Origin of the sequence: Serratia silvae, assembly GCF_023282985.1 — a bacterium.
Taxonomy (GTDB): domain Bacteria; phylum Pseudomonadota; class Gammaproteobacteria; order Enterobacterales; family Enterobacteriaceae; genus Chania; species Chania silvae.
Window position 1 is genome coordinate 1 of sequence record NZ_JAGQDC010000046.1, and the last position, 1282, is coordinate 1282.

The window sequence follows — 1282 nt, forward strand, 5'->3', positions numbered from 1 at the left end:
TGACCCGTCCTGAATAGCGTTGACACGTTTTCGACTTAAATCCGGAGAACGTGATAATGACCGAGTTTAAACGCACACAACGTGACTATCCTTTGTCTTTTAAAATTGCTGTTGTTGAGCAGGTTGAAAAAGGCGAAATGACCTACAAACAGGCTCAACTGCGCTATGGTATTCAGGGACGTTCGACCGTTCTGACTTGGTTGCGCAAGCATGGCCATCTTAACTGGGCCCCAGGTCTTCCCCATCTCTCCAGCCGGGAGTTGCCCATGAGCCAACCGCCTGCCTCTTTAACTCCTGAGCAAAGGATCAGGGAACTTGAAGAACAGCTTGAGCTGGTCACCCAGAAAGCGGAGTTCCTTGATGCTGTCGTTAACGTGCTGAAAAATGACTATGGGATCAGTGTCATAAAAAAGCGGCCAGGCAAGTCCTCACGCAAAAACAAACCCAAAAAATAACCATTACCCGGGCCTGCCAGTTCCTGGGACATAGCCGGCAGGCCTGGTATCAGCACAATGCACGGCTTAGTAAGCAACGGGCTCGTGATGTCCGGATCATCGATTTTGTTAAAACGATAAGAGTACATCAGGCGCGTATCGGGACCCGTAAGCTGCATTATCTGCTGAATAAACAATCAGATGATGGATTGCATGTCGGACGTGACCGGTTGTTCTCTCTGCTGAAGGAACGCCGGCTGCTGGTGCCAGTCAAACGGGCGTACCATAAAACAACGGACAGCCATCACCGTTTTCGGCGGCATCCCAATTTATTAAAAGCGGGGCCGGAACAGGTGGTGGTAAGGCGACCAGAGCAGGTATGGGTAGCGGATATTACCTATCTGCCAACCCGGAATGGCATGGTCTATCTGAGCCTGATAACGGATGCCTGCTCAAGGAAAATAATGGGCCATCATGTACACAGCGATCTGCGTACTGACAATGTCGTGCAGGCCCTGAAACAGGCCTTAAAGCAGAGAAAAACGACTCAGCCGCTGATCCATCACTCGGATCGTGGAATACAATATTGTTCAGCAAGTTACCAGTCGATCCATGAAAGACACGGGCTAATCTGCTCAATGACAGATGGCTATGACTGCTATCAGAATGCATTGGCGGAAAGGGTGAACGGGATACTGAAGACGGAGTTTTTGCTGTCACGCCCGGCAGATCTGGAGCAGGCAAGAAAGATGGTGAGGGAATCGATAGAAATTTACAACAGAGAGCGGCCTCACCAGGCGCTAAAATACAAAACGCCCGATGCGGTGCATCAGGCGTTTTACAGGCAA

The 1282-nt window shown here is 50.2% G+C and carries 1 protein-coding gene; it reads left to right on the plus strand.

Going from position 1 to position 1282, the window contains the following annotated elements:
* Window positions 1–53 precede the first annotated feature (53 nt).
* Window positions 54–1282 (plus strand): IS3 family transposase gene (locus tag KAJ71_RS23145; protein WP_375540748.1). Its coding sequence is split into 2 segments (ribosomal slippage), with 1230 coding nucleotides annotated over them: window positions 54–405 and window positions 405–1282; the frame shifts between segments, so codons are not numbered across the junction. This gene is flagged as partial in the annotation.